Annotated in this window: 9 protein-coding genes; 1 reads left to right on the top strand and 8 read right to left on the bottom strand. The window is 40.5% G+C overall.

Features of this window, described 5'->3' with window-relative positions; genetic code table 11:
• Positions 1–103: 103 nt before the first annotated feature.
• From C825_RS03410 to C825_RS03380, 7 genes are all read right to left on the bottom strand, one after another.
• Positions 104–1,315 carry a glycoside hydrolase family 88 protein gene (locus C825_RS03410; protein ID WP_010801400.1) on the bottom strand — a complete coding sequence of 404 codons (1,212 nt, stop codon included), beginning with the start codon at positions 1,313–1,315 and terminating at the stop codon, positions 104–106.
• A 32-nt stretch (positions 1,316–1,347) separates the two neighbouring features.
• Positions 1,348–3,168, bottom strand: coding sequence for a DUF4962 domain-containing protein (locus C825_RS03405; RefSeq protein WP_228100056.1), 1,821 nt, complete (start codon positions 3,166–3,168; stop codon positions 1,348–1,350).
• Between the two features lie 34 nt (positions 3,169–3,202).
• The gene (locus C825_RS03400) at positions 3,203–4,936 is read right to left on the bottom strand and encodes a RagB/SusD family nutrient uptake outer membrane protein (RefSeq protein WP_010801398.1); all 1,734 of its coding nucleotides are present in this window, start codon (positions 4,934–4,936) and stop codon (positions 3,203–3,205) included.
• A gap of 12 nt (positions 4,937–4,948) precedes the next feature.
• Positions 4,949–8,092, bottom strand: a complete 3,144-nt coding sequence (locus tag C825_RS03395; RefSeq protein WP_010801397.1) for a SusC/RagA family TonB-linked outer membrane protein — start codon at positions 8,090–8,092, stop codon at positions 4,949–4,951.
• A gap of 151 nt (positions 8,093–8,243) precedes the next feature.
• Positions 8,244–12,167, bottom strand: coding sequence for a hybrid sensor histidine kinase/response regulator transcription factor (locus C825_RS03390; RefSeq protein WP_228100057.1), 3,924 nt, complete (start codon positions 12,165–12,167; stop codon positions 8,244–8,246).
• A gap of 269 nt (positions 12,168–12,436) precedes the next feature.
• Complete coding sequence (locus tag C825_RS03385) at positions 12,437–14,794, bottom strand: ABC transporter permease (protein WP_010801395.1); 2,358 nt, start codon at positions 14,792–14,794, stop codon at positions 12,437–12,439.
• Positions 14,795–14,971: 177 nt separating this feature from the next.
• On the bottom strand, positions 14,972–15,814 hold the full coding sequence (locus C825_RS03380) for a LytR/AlgR family response regulator transcription factor (RefSeq protein ID WP_010801394.1): 843 nt from the start codon (positions 15,812–15,814) through the stop codon (positions 14,972–14,974).
• A gap of 180 nt (positions 15,815–15,994) precedes the next feature.
• Between C825_RS03380 and C825_RS03375 the strand changes: the two genes are divergently transcribed.
• The gene (locus C825_RS03375; protein WP_009860777.1) at positions 15,995–17,140 is read left to right on the top strand and encodes a DUF6051 family protein; all 1,146 of its coding nucleotides are present in this window, start codon (positions 15,995–15,997) and stop codon (positions 17,138–17,140) included.
• A 9-nt stretch (positions 17,141–17,149) separates the two neighbouring features.
• Here the strand turns inward: C825_RS03375 and C825_RS03370 are convergent, their stop codons facing one another.
• A complete protein-coding gene (locus C825_RS03370) occupies positions 17,150–18,589 on the bottom strand; it encodes an MFS transporter (RefSeq protein WP_009860776.1) in 1,440 nt (479 codons plus the stop codon).
• Between the last annotated feature and the right edge of the window lie 180 nt (positions 18,590–18,769).

Here is an 18,769-nt window from a genome sequence, read left to right as displayed (position 1 = left end):
TCGGTGAGTTTTCGGTAATTACAGAATAAATTGTACAGGCACATAATCTTTGAATTAGAACAAAGGATTATGTGCCATACAATACAAAAAGAGTCTTGTGCTGTTACGAATTATACATCTTCTCTATATCCCTTTTCCGTTTTAATGCCTCCAAGAAATAATAATCAGCATAATTGAGTGGAACATCTATTTCACCATTATGAGGTATACTTCCTACACAATGCATTAATAGAAAATTCCCATTCTTTCCCAATTCCGCACGATATGCCGGAGAAGCCAAACTCTCCATAATACGGTCAGCATATGCCTTATATGTCTGCGGTTCAGAAACTCCCATCGTTGTTATTTCATATAAGGCAGAAGCGATACAAGCCGCAGCCGAAGCATCCCGATAGTCATTTGGTATGTTAGGAGCATCCATATCCCAGTAAAAAATAAAATCATCAGGAGTATTTTTATGAGTAAACATAAAATGGATTGATTTTAACGCCTGGTCCAGATATTTTCGGTCTCCCGTTTCACGATAACAAAGTGTTAAACCATAGATACCCCAGGCTTGCCCACGGCTCCATGCCGATTCATGTGCATATCCCTGTGCAGTATGACGGAAACGAACGGAACCATTCTCCATACTGTAATCTACCACATGATAACAGCTGCCATCCGGACGATACTGTTCCTTCATGGTACGATCCACATGGGAAACAGCAATTTTATAGAATGTCGAATCGCCGGACAATTTTGTTGCAGCAAATAATAACTCAAGGTTCATCATATTATCAATAATGACAGGACATTCCCAACCACGTTCGGAAATCCATCCCCTGTCAACATTCCAGGACTGAATGATACCCGCCACAGGCCGGAAACGAGTCGATAAAGACCGGGCTGCCTCAACAATCACATTTTTATACTCCTCATCTCCTGTTAAACGTAATCCATTGCCGAAACTGCAATAGATCATAAAACCGACGTCATGATTCCATGTAATGTTTTTGGCATCCTTAACCTCCTCTGTATACTTTCGGGCTATAGGTAACAACGTCTTATCTCCCGTCAATTCATACAAATACCATATAGAACCTGGGAAAAAACCGCTTCGCCAGTCGGTCAGATTACAATAATAAACGGAGCCGTCTGAATTCAAGGTCGTCGGATTCATAAACTTACCGCTTTCTTCAATAAGTTTTATCTCATTACCTATCTGTTTATGGGCAAACTCCACATTTTCTTCAATAAACTCCTTCTTCACTTCACTACATGAAATCAACGCAGCACAGAAAGCTATACCCATTAAATACTTCATTTTTACCATATTATATATTTATTTTTGATCTAATTACATCTCTAATCTCCTGATAATAAGACTTTGATTACCTGTATGGTGCTATCTGAAACCGAAGCCGATAAAACCGTATAACCTTCTATAGGTTTTTCATTTTCCGTCTCTCTTTTTACCCTTTTTGTTGTAAACGAAGCGTTAACCGGCGATTCAATCTTCAAAAAGAATGATTTACCATCTTTTCGTAAAATTGCCGTATTTCCATTACATTCAACATCGGCAGAAGTAATCACAGACCATTGAACCGATTGCTCCGCATTTTTTAACCCTACGCTGTCCGTAATCATTATCCGGGTATCATCCAACAAACAGAAAGTCCGGTAAACAAAGTGGCTCTGTTCCTGATAAGCCGTACTCATATCCATTGTTACAAAAGGGCGGACAGCTTTATCGTCACAATCTTTGATCTCTCCCATCCCAGCTGAATTTTGCAATTGATTATCGATCGACAGAGTATTATGACTAAAATTGGAATTCCTAAAATAAGTCCACCTCCGGCCATCCGGCTTATAATCCCAGAATCCGGGCAAACTGTAATTATCCGTTCCCAGATCGTCAGTCCACCTTATCCCGTTTGTTTCTACAATGAAAGTTCCGATATCCAACTGTTGATGTGCCATATCCGGATCGCCGGTTTTAGCGATCAGATAAATACTGTTGGATACATTCCTGTCTCCATTAAATACAACAATATCGTTTATTCCTCTGTAGACGTTTAACTTCGGCAAGGTTTTTGAAGCAGAAAAGGCTGTATCATACCAGGGAATAGACAAAAAATAAAATCTGAAATAATTCCCGCTTTGTACTGTTTCCGAAAGGACCTTCCTATAAAACGCTGCTGCTTCCGGCTGATTGAATGCTTTACTGAAATAGAAATAAATAGGTTCTGCTGCCGGCGCCGTACTTCCGGAATTAGCAAAATTGAATATCTTACCGGAAGGACTTGTGCTATGCATATAATACAAAACACTTTTATCCACACCCTGCATTTCAGAAAGTCCGAAATCCTGTCCGAGATTATCATTCAAGGCCTTTAATAAGAGCGAAAGATACATATTGGTATATCCCCAATAGGCAGGTCCTTCATAACAAACTCCATCCGGTGCCAGATGTTTCAGACAATTAGGAACATACTTTACAGCTTCACCGATAATATGTTGAGTAAGTTCAGGATAATACTCCTCAATGGCTAAAGCCCCTAATACCATCCCTGTATTACAAACCACATTCCAGTTCGTCTCACGTTTGGCCCAAGAATCACTGTTACCGGTTTTATACTCTTCGACAACAAGATCCAAAGCCTTCGTTTTAATGGAACTGACAATCAATTGTTTTGTCACAGGAGACAGCACATCATATAACCAGTCGTATCCGATAGCAACCGCAGTCGTCATTTCTGCAACATCTAGATAATGAGCAGGATCCCAATCCTGATAATTACAGACATGCACCAATTCCTTTTCTGCCTTCTCTGCAAACCGTTTATCTCCACTGAGCCGGTAAGCCAGGGACAGGTTGACCATTCGGTATACCTGTTCACGACTGACCGGCAATATATCTTTCGTCTGTTTAACCTTCGTGCGCGGATCCTCCTGTAATGGAACAACCAATAATCGTTCCGCTTCCTTCATCAAACCGGCACGTAGGCTGTCCAATAAAGGTTCTCTACCCGCTAAAGCCTGAACTCTTTGTTCTTCCTGCTTACTAAACAGCAACCTGGGATGCTGCTGCAACACCCTTTCAGGAAAAAGGGCCGATGCATCTTTACAGTTTACCACCGAAGAAAACAAAAAGAATGATAAGCTCACTAAACTAATAAATCTCATAAATTGATACATTGAAATTACATTTTGAACGGATTTACCATCCCGGATTCTGCTTCAACGCTTCGTTGCGCTCTATCTCTACACCAGGTATAGGCCAAAGCATATCCCGTTCGGAGAACTTATGAGTATAGATAAATTCACCATAAATATTGATTGCATCTACCTCACTCATAGCCTTGCTTGCTATTTCCCATCCCCAACGGCGCAAATCACTGAAACGTAATCCTTCTCCCGCAAACTCAACAGCACGTTCTTTTCGTATACGTTCAGCCATCTGCTCTTTGGATGTAACAAGCATCCATGCTGGACCAGAGTTTAATCCGGGCATATCCACTCTGGCTCTTACCTTATTGAATTCGGCAACAGCTTTATCCAGTTGGTTATTTTCATTATAGGCCTCTGCCAACATCAGCAATACATCCGCATAACGAATCAGAGGAAACTCAAAAGGAGTGTGTAAACGGTCACTGATAGCTCCGCCAAGATCATATTCAACTACAAATTTACGATACAAATAAGAGATCCAGCCTTTATTGTTCCGTATGGTTCCCTGATTTTCATTCCCTTGCACATTGTGGTCCATTGCAAACAACATATCTCGTGGGGTCGTCTTTCCGATACAACCTTTATAAATAGAATAAGGGACAATCAAAGTAGCCATCATACGAGGATCCCTGCTTTTATATACATTCAATATTTGTGCTGTATCTACATCTCGCAATCCAATAACAGCCCCTGACGCATCCATCTCTACACTAAACAATTCTTTACGCTGATCCGGAGTTGCGTCATTATATCCGGGAAAAACATCATTCCAGCTGAAAGGGCGGCCATCTTTGAGTTCATACATATCTGCCAATTGAGTGGAAGGAACAGTATTGTTCCAACAACTACCAAACGCACTGCGTGTTCCCATCAATGCTTGCATAGCCATACCATACTCTGTTCCGACACCACTTTTATTCTGTACGGAAAAGATCATCTCTGAACTCTTATCTCCATTATAAAGTTTAAATATATGAGCATAATCAGCGTCAAGGCCATATCCATAGTTGTTAGACTTGTTATTGACAATCTCTTCAAAATCCGCAATAGCATTCTGCCATTCTTTATTATAAAGATAGACTTTTCCACGCAAGGCATAGGCTGCCCCTTTCGTCGCACGACCATAATCAGAATCATTATGCCTGACCGGAAGATAAGCGACAGCCTCATTCAAGTCACTGATGATATGTGCACGGATCTCTTCCGCGGAGCTTCTGGGTTTCTTCAAGCCAACGTATTCCACATTCAGATTCGTCGTTTCATCATAGTAAGGAACACCGCCGTATAAGTCCAACAGAGTAAAATAAAACATTCCCCGCAGGAATCTGGCTTCAGCCATATACTCATTTTTTTGTTCCTCGGTAAGAACATCCATAGTGGGTATGACCCGAAGGTAGCTGTTAGCTCTCTGAATCCCATCATACATTGTTTGCCATTTGGATTGAATTTCTGCTGAACGATCAGAATAAGTACCCAGATACATCATATAATAGTCATATCCATAAGCAATATCAGCCAGGTGATCGAATAAAAACTGGTAACCGTAAGCGTGATTATCCCGCAACATGCCATAAATTCCCATCAATCCTTGTTTTGCATGTTCTTCCGTTTGGTAGAAAAGGTTCTCACTTACTTTATCACCGGGATAAGTATTAAGATCATAACATCCGTTGAATGTGGCAGATGTCAATAAAATAGAAATATATATCAGTATTTTTTTCATGGTTCAAAATATTTAAAAGGTAAGATTCAGTCCAAATGTTGTTAATCTCATTGTTGGATACTTAGTACCTGATATTTCCGGGTCAAGCCCTTTATATCCCGTAAATGTCAATGCGTTATCTATACTGACATAGAAGCGAAGGTTATCCAGCAATAGTCTCTGGGAAAGCTGCTTCGGGATAGTATATCCTAATTGTATATTTTTTACCCTTACATAGGATCTGTCCTGGACCCAAAAGTCGCTGGCTACACTGTTACGTCCATCACTGTAATCCAACAAACGCGGGTAAGTAGCATCTGTTCGCCCCGAATACCAGCGTCCGTCAGCAATTGTCTTATTAATCTGATTACCCCGGCGAACTAAAGGCCAAAAGCTAGCTCCATCCTGACCACTCCAGTACTCTTTCAGTCCTGTTGCCCCCTGAAGAATACATGAGAAGTCCAATCCTTTCCAACTTGCACCGAAATTGAAACCAAAAGTGACAGTTGGATTAGTTCCATTACCAACCATGATACGGTCTTTATCCGTAATACACCCGTCACCATCAATATCTTTATAAAGGAAATCGCCCATTTCCGGTTTTTTATACTGGGAAAAAGCATCCGGATTTTTCTCTTCCATGGCCCGGACCAATGCCAGATCCTCTTCTGTCTGAATAATACGATCTACGGAAAGAACATACTGAATATTGATTGGTTGTCCTTCCAATATCATATTAGTCCCACTAATAGACGGTTCATCACCTTTAAATTTAGTTACTTTGTTTTTTACGTATGATACATTCCCTCCCACAAAGTAATCTACTTGCCCGATACGGTCAGTCCACGTCAGATTCAATTCAAGACCTCTGTTACGGACCTGGGCAGCATTTGATTTAGGAACAGTTGCATTCCCATGCACTAACGGAGCAGGTAAATCAATCAGGATTCCCTTGGTATTTTTTACGAAGAAATCAACATTACCACTCAATTTCGAAACACCGAAATCAATTCCCACATTTGTTAAATAGGTCGTTTCCCATGTCAAACCGGCATTAGACAAGGCCCTTTGCGCCATCCCAATCTGTACGGAATTATTCAATGTATAATTTGAGGCAGAATAAAACATCTGATAATCATAATCACCTACCGAATTGTTTCCCAATGAGCCATAAGAAGCACGTATTTTAAACTGGTTGACAAGATCTATATCTTTCATAAATCCTTCTTCACTCATACGCCAACCGGCAGAAAAAGAAGGGAAGAAACCTCTTCTGTTTTTTCCTGCAGCAAACCGGGAAGAATTATCCATACGAAGATTGGCTTCAAACAAATATTTCTCATCCCAGTTCAGGTTTACTCTTCCAAAGAAAGAATGCATAGCCCAGTTAGAATAGTTTCCTGTCGCTGTAGCATTGGCCGTTGCGGCATTCAATTCCGTCATTTCCGGAGCGATCAAATCTTCCTTACTGGCCTGGAACCAATTATAACGATACGCTTCCTGGCTACCTCCGACTGTCGCCTGAATATTTAATCGGTCTATATCTGTTTCATAACGAATAATTCCATCCATATGATTCCGTACCCATTTTTCATCATGATTGGTCACTTTTGTCTTTCCTGTTCCGGCAGTCTGGACAGTATTACTATACAAATTCCATATATCATGGAACACGGGCTGTTCATAACGGTATCTATTTTGAAAATCATATGTATAAGATCCTTCTATAGTCAATCCTTTAAAAGGTCTGATCTGTGCATAAAAACGCGATACCATTTTATTTGTTGTCCGATTTCCCTTTGTACTGTTTAACTTACGCAATATATTATTGGTACCAGACTGGGCATCATCTTCCGGATTATTGACACCACCATACCGCCCGTCTGGTGCCTGGAAACACATCCCGGGAGTCGTCGCCTGCAAATGTGTATAAAATAAACTGCCTGTACCTTCCGTCTGGATCAATCCCAAATCTTCTTTTCCACGATAACCATAGGCATTAACTCCAATCGTAAACCATTCTTTAACTTCTGCATCCAGGTTCACACGGGCACTATAACGGTCATAACCGGAATTTTCCATAATTCCCGGATTCTTCAGATAATTTCCAGATATGAAATAATGAATTTTATCAGAACCTCCGGTAATGGATATGGTATGATTTTGCAACCATCCTGTTTTGAATGCAGCATCCTGCCAATCCGAATTCGGATATTTTACAGGATCACTATTCCCGGCAGCACGCCACTCGTCTATTTTTTCCTGACTGAACGGTGCCGGCAGATTACTGTTTCTTTCTCCTTCATTAAACAATTCCATATAATCTGCATAGTTGGTCACAAGGTCCATACGATGAGCAACCTGTTGCATAGTTACATAACCGTTATAAGAAATTCTGGAACCGCCTGTTTTACCTTTACGGGTTGTGATCAGGATAACACCATTAGCAGCACGTGAACCATAAATTGCAGACGAAGCAGCATCTTTCAGCACAGAAATACTTTCCACATCCTGCGGATTAATATCGTTCATACTTCCCGGAACCCCATCAATAACAACTAATGGATCAGAATTATTCAAAGTACCTTGTCCGCGTACCCGTATAGTTGCTCCATCATTGCCAGGCCGCCCTCCACTGCCTTGTGTCACAGATACACCGGCAGCCATACCCGAAAGCCCTGCTGACAATGAAGTAATAGGACGGCTATCTACCATCTTACTCATATCAACAGATGATACAGCTCCTGTCATATTCACTTTTTTCTGTGTTCCATATCCCACAACCACAACTTCATCCAAGGCTTGTGAATCTTCTTTTAATTGGATCATAAAAGAGTTTTTTCCATTTACCGGTATACTTTGTTCTATATAACCGATATAAGAAACCGTCAATACTGCACCAGGAGACACCTGCAAAGAAAAACGTCCTTCCATATCAGTGACCGTTCCGTTAGTAGTTCCTTTTTCTACTACATTTGCTCCGATTACCGGTCCCTGTGCATCTTTTACTGTTCCCGTAACAGTCACTTTCGCTTGTTGGGATAATAGCAACTTTTCCGTTATACCTTCCCCGGCACTAACCGGATTGGCTTGGACTATTCCCACGGACAAGAATAGTGTGGCCATTCCTGCAAACAATGTTTTCCTAAAAGAAGGAATGTTCAAATCATTCGTCATAAATAGGTAGATTTAGATTAATAAATTCAGATAAACTCTGAGGCAAAAATAGCCGGGTACACAAAAAAAGACCTATACATAGCGTCCGTTTTTTATATACACACAGTCCAAATAGAAGATTTAACTATTTGATTATAAATGATTAGCTATTTCACTTCTCTTTTTTCCGAAATTGAGCCGGCGAAACCCCGAATTTTGTCTTAAAACAACGACTGAAATATATGGTAGAAACAAATCCCAGTTGATCCGAGATTTCACTCACCAACATATCCGGCCGTTCCTGTAGCAGAACCGCTGCACGTTTGATACGCTGATTTTGTATAAATTCACTCGGTGTCATACCTGTAAGATTTTTCATTTTTGCAAAAAAGGAACTACGTCCCATATTCAATTCACGGGCAAGTATATTCACATCGAAATCCTGGTCGCCCATATGTTCATCTATAATTTCTACAATACGATTCAGTAATTTCTGGTCCAGCGAAGTAGAAGCCAGCAACTGTACATCAAAATCACCTTGCTGAGTCAATCTGGATTTCAACAATAAACGATTACGAATTAAATTATTACAACGCATCAGTAAAACTCTTGCATGGAAAGGCTTACTCACATAATCATCCGCTCCCTGCTGGAATCCTTCAATATTATACTCAACAGAATCAAGGGCTGTCAACAAAACGACAGGAATATGGCAAAGATCAATATTATTCTTAATTTTCATACACATTTCCATGCCACTCATCAAAGGCATCATAACATCACTGACCACCAAATCCGGTTTTTCCTCAATAGTCTTTCGTAAACCTTCTTCTCCATTTCCAGCTAATATCACCTGATAAAAAGGAGTAAACAAGGTATTTAATATTTGTAGCAACTCCTCATTATCTTCCACTATCAGTATCTTATAAGAACCGACCTTCAGATCCGGAAAAGTTGTGTCCATCTCTTTATATTCTTCCGGTAAAACGGAATCCGGCAACGATCCCCGTTTGATCATAGGCTCTTCCGGAACTTCCAGAAGAATGGTATTTCCATCATTCTCAAAATGGGCTTTACCTTTTAATAAGGTGATCGTAAAAATTGTGCCATATCCCAACTGGCTTTGTACCGTAATCTCCCCATGATGAAGGTTGACAATGTTCTTACTCAATGCCAGCCCTAGTCCGGTTCCCGGATTGGCCTCAGACAGTTGTTTCCCATTTTCCGCCTGATAAAAACGGTCAAAAATACGTGACACATCACCAGACGATAGTCCGATACCCGTATCGATCACTTTTATATGAACATTATTCTCATCCGGAGAAATATACAAATCTACCACACCTCCCGGTTTAGTATATTTGAAAGCATTGGACAAAAGATTATAAAAGACCTTTTGCAGTTGATTGGAATCAAACCACAGCAGCACATCATCTTCTTCATGATGAAGATTAAAGGAAATCGTTCGTTGGGCAGCCAATTCACAATACGAAAGATAAATATCCTTCAAAAAAGGAACCAGATTTTGTTCACAGACGCGCAACGAAACATAATTCTGCTCAAGTTTCCTAAATTCCAACAATTCGGAAATCATATTCCTCATGCGAGTAGCATTCTTACTAATCTTAACAACCCTATTATATAAAGTTGGAGGAAGTGATGAACTCTGAAGCAACATATCCACCTGACTGAAAATAAGCGTCAGCGGAGTGCGGAACTCATGGCTGATGTTAGTAAAAAAACGTAGTTTGGCCTGATTAAGTTCTTCATTCCGCTCTTTCTCTTCTCTTTCTTTCTCAAGAGAAAGGGCTAATCTTCTCCTGGCATTTATCGTGCGAATTGTCAGATAAACAATTATAATGGTAGTCAGAGTATACAGAATCCATGCCCAGACCGTATTATACCAAGGTTGTGCAATCAAGATGTTCAGAGAAATTTCACGTCGGTTCATCAAGTGCTGCGGTAAAATCTTTTCACGGACCAACAGTTTATATTTCCCAGGATCCAGATTCGTATAATAAATACTGGAGGAAAAAGAGGATACCCAATCTTCATCAAAACCGACCAGTTTATATTGATATTCATTATTCTTCTGAATATCAATATAATTAGTAGTTGCAAAATTTATGATCAGATTGTTTTGTTTATTATTCAGGTGAATCGACTTATTAAAAGGAAAAGACTCTTTCAAGATCCCACCCGAAACAGCCCCCGGATATATTCTTTTATTATGGATATACAGTTCCGAGAAATATAAAGAATAATTCTTTTCTTTTTGATCCAGATCTTCCCGGAAGAAAGAGGCAAGGCCGTCATTTCCTCCGACAAACAGTTCATTATTTCTGCAAACCAAAATACCACATCCATCCGCAATTGAAGTGATAGGTAAATTCGTTCCCAATGTCACAAACCGGGTATTCTCATTGGAAGGATTCAGAAAAGTAATACCCTTATCGCTGGTAACCAGTAATTCTCCCGAATTTGTTTCCGCAACATTATAACAATAATTACTTAACAAATGCCCGCTTCTCTGTGAGTAATGGATAAAGGAATCGGATTGTTTATCATACCGGTATAACCCTCCTCCCAAAACAACAAAATAAATATCGCCACTATTGGTCGTAATAATCCGTTTAGGTTCAAATTGAATACCATATTGAGGCAGAAAATATTTTTTCTGATTATCAGGATCAGCCAGTTTAATCCTGATAAGGGAAGTTCCGATCATAATCCATATATTCTCTTCCTTATCAATCGTAAAATTCTGTGCATTTCTACATAACCATTTAAACTCACCCGTATCAAGATCCATAACAAAAGTCCCGTTCATTGCACTCACATATAACTTATCATTATGAATCATCGTGTGAAAGATAATACCATCCGGTTTCACATCTTCTTTCTCATAATCATCCAAATAATTATGAAAAATACCGGTTTTTATATCAAATCGAGTCAGTCCTCCATGGTGCGTACCAATATATAACTGATCCCGTTTTTCGTCATACGCAATACATTTCAGATTATTCTGTAAGACCGAATTAGAAGGTCCCGCAGTAAAATATTTGAATGTACGCGTTTTACGGTCCATAAAGTTCAACCCGCCTCCTTCGGTACATATCCAGATATTACCATTCTTATCCTCAGCCAAATGGCCGACAAAAGAATAATTCAAACATTCTTTCCGAAAAGGATTATCCGTATAATGAGCAAAAATTTCCTTCTCCGGATTAAAATAGTTCGCACCTCCATAATAGGTTCCTACCCATATTGTTGCCTGCGCATCTATATAAACAGAAAATACGGAAGAATGAGACAGACTACCCGGTAGATGGTCTTGTCGGTACACAGTAAATTTATCTGTATACGGATTATATTTATGTAATCCTAAAAAGGTTCCGAACCAGATGTTCCCAAATCTATCCTCCGCAAAACTCCGTATCTGATTGCTTTCTATATGGTAAGGTTCCGCTTTAGAATCCGAATACCAGACGACCTTCTCATCCGGCATTATCCTATACAGTCCTCCGGTACGGCAACCAGCCCATACTTCACCTGAAGAACTTTCAAATAAACGGTAAAATTCCGGTCCGTCAACCAGACAACGTGCTTTTTCTCCTTTTTCAATCACATATAATCCTTCATACGTTCCAACCCAAATTTTATTTCCAGAGACCAGCAAACTGGAAATATCCGGTATATCTTCCTCTGTATAAAGCAATAAACTATCCCCTTTTTCATCATAACGGCAAATCATTCCATCATACCCCGTCCATATATCACCATTTGAGGATGTGACCGTTTTTGCCTTATATTTCCCAATCACATAGAACTTTTCTTCCCGGATATCATACCTCACCAAAGAATCACAAGTTCTGAAAAAAATATCTCCCTGCCGGTTGCCGACCAGATGATCACATTCATGTCCTAACAAAACATTTATAGAACTCTCCTGGTCAGGATTCTCCCATCCCTTGTATACCCGCATTCGTTCTCCGTCATACACACTGAGCCCTTCACGCGTACCGAACCACATCCGTCCCAGTTGGTCCTGATAAATAGACATAACAGAGACCTGCGATAATCCGTCACTCATACCAAGATGCTTAAAATAAACCGGATAAATAACTTGGTGAATGAATAAAAAACACAACAATATCAGTAGCTTTTTCATCTTATTTACGAAACTAAATAAAAGAGTCTTCTTGTATCCCCGCTTATTCACAATTACATTATGAATTATACAAAGATAGAGATATTTTATTCACTGCAATATCAATTGCTCAGTCTTTCATTCGACAAAAAACACTACACTATTTCCAGCGGATCCTCTTCCGCTTATAAGAGAAAACTTATTGTTAATCTTTACTCTGATTTAATAACTTCCGCCGGGTTCAACCGTGAAATCAGCCAGATGCGATATGCTACGGTAATAAACACGATTGTTGTTGTTAAGAATATTATACTTAGCCACAGAACTGGATTATTCAGCCATTCCGCAGAAATAACGACTTTTTTGCTAATCAGCATACGCAGGAATAAATAAACAATCGCCAATGACGGGATGGCCGCAATAACTAACAGGCGAATGTACAACTTCCCGAATAAAAGAGAGATCACCCGCGGACCAGCTCCATTGATTTTGCGTATGGCAACTTCTTTTTGCCGGCTGTATGTATCCAGCGTAATAGCAGAATAGATACCTAAAACTGTTATAATCAAACTGATGACAGAAAGCAACATAAACAATTCGCTCATCATCTTCTCACCTCCGATATACCGGAAACGTTCTTCCTGCTTGGTTGTCAGCAGGAAAGGAATAGATTCCGGCAACTTGCTGCGGACAATACTCAGGATACCTTTCCGCACATCTTGCTCCTGACCGGGCATACATTTAATATAAGCAGTCCTGTAATCGGCTTTTTCCGGCACGGACAAAAATGTGAAACGATGATATTGGTTCGCCCTGCTTATTTGTTCACGAGTATATAATGGTTCAAAAGGCAACTGTTCATATATACCCGTGATCTGGAAAGTACGGTCACCCAACCGTACAGACGAAGGGTTCGTTTCTCCTTCCTTTTCCAACTCCCAGATAAGTGAACGTGAAACGACTATTTCATTGGAAGAGCGTGGCATTCTTCCTTCTATTTTCAGATTCATAAAGTCAGAATAATTACTGCTTACAGCATATTCTATTCCGTGTATGGTTTCCTCCCGTTTTGTTTTATAATCAGGATAACTACTTATTCTGTCCAGAACAATATCCTCTACACCTGCAAGTGTCCGGATGCGGGAAACTATTTCTTCTTCATGTCCCTGTAATTGCGGTTCCCACAATTCCACTTTCCAGATACGGGTACATTCCTCTTCTGTCAGTGTGTTATTCCTCTTTCCATCCACAAGCTGATGAATATATCCTATTCCGATCGCCCCTGAAATAAAAAGAAAACAAATGAACAACTGTACCCCCAACATAAAGTTGCGTACACCGTGCTTCTGGCGTTTGCCTCCTTTCACCCCTTCGAGCAGGGAAATATGTTTAACACGGAAAACAGCCCATGCGGCAATTAACAGACAAATGATGAACAAAAGACATAAATACTCCAACTCCTGCCAAATCAAAGTAGGAAGATGAATAAGCATATTTTCATTTATCACCTCTTTACTTGCCAGATATTGATAAAAAACAGGAATAAACCATTCTATCATGACAAAACTCACCAAAGCCGACAAAAGAAAAAGAATAGCAATCTCACTGAAAAGAAGGCAGAATAAACCAACTGAACCAGACCCCAGATTTTTACGAAGACTTAACTCTTTAGTCCTGTTGTAGAACGACTGGATACAGAACTTCAGGAAATTAATCATAGCCGCTATCAATATCAAAGCACCGATTAAAGGGATGAAAAGCGTTGCTCCGAGATTATCCGGTTTGTACATTTCTTCTTTAAAAGTCATTACAGCCAGATAATTATCATTATTCTTACCAAAGACAGGTAGTTGTTTTCGCAACCGTTGGTTTATTTCAGTACTTGATACACCCTTTTCCAGCAATACAACCACGTTCGAATATTTCCGATCCGGATTAATCACCGATATTTCGGGGAAATAAAAATCGTTCTTCTCCCGCGATCCATCCGGCAAATCTCGGACAACAGCACTTATAGTAGAGTATTGAACAGCCGAAGTATCGGTATCAGCCCGGCTGAAGTAAAGTGTTTTGCCTATAGGGTTATCCTCCCCGAATATCCTTCGGGCAGATGATTCACTGATCCAGACCTCTCCCGGTGTCCATACTGGCATTTCCCCTTCAAGGGTTTGTATGCCGAAGATGACAGGAAAATCTTCCGTGATATTCTGGAAACTACATTGAAAAGGTATTTCCTCCTGTCCCGCATTACTAATAGTAATATTTGCTTTATCATAACTGTAAGAATAGGCTATTTTTTCCATTCCTGCCACCGGGTTACTCATCAGTGCCTGCAATTCTTTTCCCGGAATATATGGTTCGTTATACTTATTTTTTTCCGACTTCACATAAAGATTAGCCATCCTGTCGTTATTGCTCCAAACCGTAAACTGACTGTTAAATCTCCTTATATAATAAGATGTCATGCTGAAACATAATAGTCCGATGGCGATACCGACAATGGAGAGCAAGTATTGAACCTTGTTTTTTAATATTTGCCGGATAGCCATTTTTAAATAGTGCTTTACCATAATACAATGTCATTTGTTTCATTGAAGAAAACAAAAGACGTGCCATTATTATAACACGCTGTTCTACTGATAGATAAGACTATTCATGCAATAGTAAACCTGTGTGTTTTCGCACAAATATTGTTCTTATCCGCACAAACGTTACACAATACTGAGACCAGACTTTATCCCTATAATTTACGACGAATATGTCATAAACCAATGTGTCACTTTTTCACTATATGTTTTTGATATTGGGATATCCGGGACTTTCTCGACTCCCAGTTCCAGATAAATACCGTCTTTTTCACGGCGTATCACCTTTACCTGGTCGAAATTAACCATATATGAACGATGGCAACGCAGCACATTCGTTTCGGCCAGACTCTCTTCTATGGATTTCAAAGAGTTACGCAGCATGAACTTAGTCAGTACTCCCTTATTGAGATACCAGATACACACATAATTATCCGCCGATTCTATATATAAAAGATTCGTCCGTTTCACCGACAACCGCAATTCATGCTTTTCGTCATAAAAAGAGAAAACCGATAGTTTGTTTGCCGCCTCTGCCCGATCCTCTTCCAGCAACCTCAACTGCCGTTCTTTCTCCTGATAGGAAAAATAGAAATGTAAAACTGAATAGGGCAACAACAGAACCAGGCTTGTGTTGATAGCCGACTCTTTGAAAACGCTTAAATACTCCCGCTCCGGATTCAGTACCAAAGTGTAGATCGTATAAAACAAAGACATGAAAAATATCTCCAGAATAATCCACACCGAATATGCACCTACGGAAATGGCATGTTTCCTGCCCCAATAATACATCACAATCCGGCTGATCACCACCACCAGCACACCGGTAAGAATAATCAGACTGGAAAAAACAAAAAACTTAAACTCTGAAACCCGATACCAGTTCGACGAACTGAACGGCTTATATATATTGATAAATACCAAAGCGAAAAACGCTGTCAGCAAGATCAGGCGAACGATGTTCGACTTTTCATAAATATAACCGGGTATTTTATGACCGAGCATTCCCATATCTTTTGCCTCCTATTTGGAGAACAAATGTACTAGTAAATCCCGAAACATTCACCCCGCATATAAAAATTTCACCCCGCCATTCCGGTTTATGTCCCAACCGGTGTTCGTCGGAACCATTTATTTGCAAGGATTGTTTTAATAATGTTTGTTTGCATCAAAAAATCGATTGTTATGGATATCTCACTTCGCACACAACAACTGAACAGCCTTTTCTCGTACGATAAAAAGGCGCATCTGGAAGAGAGCCGTCTGGAAATAATTCCCTTTCGCTTTACACAAACGATAGGTGCCAGCGAAATTAACGAATTCCAGAAAGGACTTGCCACCACTGAATTTTGTTCCGTCACAGACGACCATATTCAGGAAAATAAAACATTCAATTATACAGTCTTCGCCCCTTCGGGAAAAGAGAAACGCGACAAAGCCATCATCCTGTTGCACGGACTGAACGAACGTACCTGGGAAAAATACCTGACCTGGGCCGAATATCTGGCCGGTTCAACCGGAAAGCCGGTCATCCTTTTCCCTATCGCATTCCATATGAATCGTACACCGGGTAGCTGGTGCAATCCACGGATGGTTTTACCCTGGGTGAACCGGAGGAAACAGGAAATAGACAACCTGGAAAACTCGACTTTTGCCAATGTCACATTAAGCAGCCGCCTGTCAGGAAATCCGTTGCGTTTCTATGCGTCCGGCCGCGAATCAGTCTATAACTTATGGCAATTGGTACATGAGATAAAGAGCGGAAAACATCCCTTATTTAAAGAAGATACTTCCATCAACCTGTTTGCTTATTCGATCGGGGCCTTGTTATCACAGGTCTTGTTGTTGAGTAATCCGGAAAAGATGTTCAGCGACACCCGCCTGTTCATGTTCTGCGGCGGTTCCATTTTCAGCCAGATGAACGGAAACGCACGGGATATTATGGACCAGGATGCATTCAACAGCCTGCAACGATTTTACCGCCACGATTTTCTGGAAGAACGTTCGCTGCCTACTTCCTTTAAAAATGATTTTCTGGAACAGGCGTTCAAAGCCATGATTCGCCCTGATGTCTTACAGGAATACCGTGAGTCCTTTTTCCAGAAAGCCTGCAACCGCATCAAAGCTATCTCACTGAAGAAAGACATTGTCATGCCGACCAACGGAGTGATCAAAGCGCTGGGTAAAGCCTCTGACAAGATACTGGAAGAAATAGATTTTCCGTTCCAGTATTCCCATCAGATTCCGTTCCCGTTCCGGTCAAAAACCGACCAGACACTTGTAAACCAGGCTTTCAATAATATATTCAGCCAGGCAGCTGCATTCTTGTAAAAGTCCCTACTAGTTTAATGTGATCACCTTGTATTTAGGAACCAGCATCTTCATCACGATCCAGCCGATCAGGTAAGCGACAGCGCAAAAGATAAAGACAATAGCATAACCGGCCGGTTTGCCTTCGAAACCCATAAACTGCATGTTGGTATCGCCACTATATGTAAATAGCATGCCGGCCCCCTTCTGAATAAAGAACGAACCGATACCGCCTGCCATACCGCCAATACCGGTAATCGTAGCGATTGCACTTTTGGGGAACATATCACCTACTGTAGAGAATATATTTGCACTCCAAGCCTGATGAGCAGAGGCACCGACGGAGATCAGCAGAATAGGCACCCAATAGCTGATATAGCCCAATGGCTGCGCGAATAAAACGACCAATGGGAAGAATGCAATGATCAACATCGCTCGCATACGTCCTGCATACGGATTCATCCCCCGATTGATGAAATAAGTCGGAAATTTACCACCAAACACGGAACCGATCACCGTAATAGAATAAAGTATAGCAATTGGCCATGCGATCTGGGTTCCTTCCATATTATATTGTATCTTCAGATAAGCCGGAGTCCAGAAGAGGAAGAACCACCATACGCCATCCGTCATAAACTTACCAAAAGCAAACGCCCAAGTCTGTTTAAAGCCCAGACATTCAATGAAAGAAAGCTTCGATTCATTTTCAGGCTCAATTTCATCCGGAGTCAATTCAGCATCATCCTGCTGAATATAAGCACGTTCCGCATCATTTACCTTTGGGTTATCTGCGATTGGTTTATAGATAAATAACCATATTCCCATCCAGATAAAACCGATCAGACCGACAATAATAAAAGCCATTTCCCACCCCCATAGTTCAGCCATCAGAGGAACAGTCAATGGAGCCACAATAGCACCAACATTAGCACCAGAGTTAAAAATACCCGTTGCAAAAGCACGGTCTTTTTTCGGGAAATACTCTGCTGTCGCTTTAATAGCAGCTGGGAAGTTTCCAGCCTCACCAAGAGCCAGCACACAACGTGCTATAATAAAGAACGTAACACTTACCATACTGATCGTAGCCGCAAGGTCTGTTCCTGCAGCTACAGCCCGTAACGCATCTGCATCTGGTAATCCGACCCATTTTTCTGTTAATACACCACACAATGCATGAAGTGCCGCCCCTGCAGACCAGACAGCAATTGACCAGGCATATCCTTTCCTGGTTCCCATCCAGTCGATAAACCTTCCGGCAAATAACATGGAAATTGCATAAAACAAAGAGAAAATGGCAGTGATTGTTCCATAATCGTTGTCTGTCCAGTGAAATTCTTCTTCCAGCATCGGCTGTAGAAGTGAAAGTACCTGACGGTCTAGATAGTTTACCGTTGTTGCGAAAAACAACATCGCACAGATTACCCATCTGTACCGTGTCATTTGTTGATTGACATTCCCTAATGCGCTCATTTCTTAATAGTTTTTCATGATTTGCGGCAAATATATATCAATTTTTTTAAATACAAAGCATAACGTGTGTGCGAATACACGATTATTTACATTAATTCGGAAAGTTACAGTAAAAACAGAGGTATTGCGGAAATGATTTCGTACGATATTTGGTTCTACGTTTTTTTTCATCATCTTTGT

It is taken from the genome of Parabacteroides sp. ASF519 (genome assembly GCF_000364265.2).
Lineage (GTDB): Bacteria > Bacteroidota > Bacteroidia > Bacteroidales > Tannerellaceae > Parabacteroides > Parabacteroides goldsteinii.
This window is presented reverse-complemented; position numbering and strand designations above follow the sequence as displayed.